The organism is Streptococcus raffinosi (genome assembly GCF_030284685.1).
Classification (GTDB): Bacteria; Bacillota; Bacilli; order Lactobacillales; family Streptococcaceae; genus Streptococcus; species Streptococcus raffinosi.
The window spans coordinates 313367-314044 of sequence record NZ_JASUZV010000001.1 but is presented as its reverse complement, the minus strand read 5'-3'; the positions used below and the strand labels follow the sequence as shown (position 1 = coordinate 314044).

The 678-nt window shown below is 41.4% G+C and carries 1 protein-coding gene; it reads left to right on the top strand.

The window, feature by feature from the left end; all coding sequences use genetic code 11:
• Positions 1 to 93: 93 nt before the first annotated feature.
• A partial coding sequence (locus QRD39_RS01450; protein ID WP_285955405.1) for a hypothetical protein occupies positions 94 to 678 on the top strand: 585 nt, incomplete at its 3' end.

The window sequence follows — 678 nt, the reverse complement described above, 5'->3', positions numbered from 1 at the left end:
TCAACAAGTCAATCTACTTCAAATTCTTTAAGTACATCCTTGAGTACTTCAGTCTCAACAAGTGAATCCGTATCGAACTCGTTGAGTAGCTCCTTGAGTACTTCAGTTTCAACGAGTCAGTCTGTATCAAACTCGCTAAGCACATCGTTAAGTTCTTCGGTGTCAGCTAGTCAGTCCGTATCAAACTCATTAAGTGCGTCACTGAGTTCCTCAGTCTCAACAAGTCAATCTACTTCAAATTCTTTAAGTACATCCTTGAGTACTTCAGTCTCAACAAGTGAATCCGTATCGAATTCCTTGAGTACATCTTTGAGCGCTTCGGTTTCAACGAGTGAATCCGTATCGAACTCGTTAAGTACCTCCTTGAGTACTTCAGTTTCAACGAGTCAGTCTGTATCAAACTCGCTAAGCACATCGTTAAGTTCTTCGGTGTCAGCTAGTCAGTCCGTATCAAACTCATTAAGTGCGTCACTGAGTTCCTCAGTCTCAACAAGTCAATCTACTTCAAATTCTTTAAGTACATCCTTGAGTACTTCAGTCTCAACAAGTGAATCCGTATCGAACTCGTTGAGTAGCTCCTTGAGTACTTCGGTTTCAACGAGTCAGTCCGTATCGAACTCGCTAAGCACATCTTTGAGTTCTTCAGTCTCAACAAGTCAATCAGCTTCAAATTCCTTG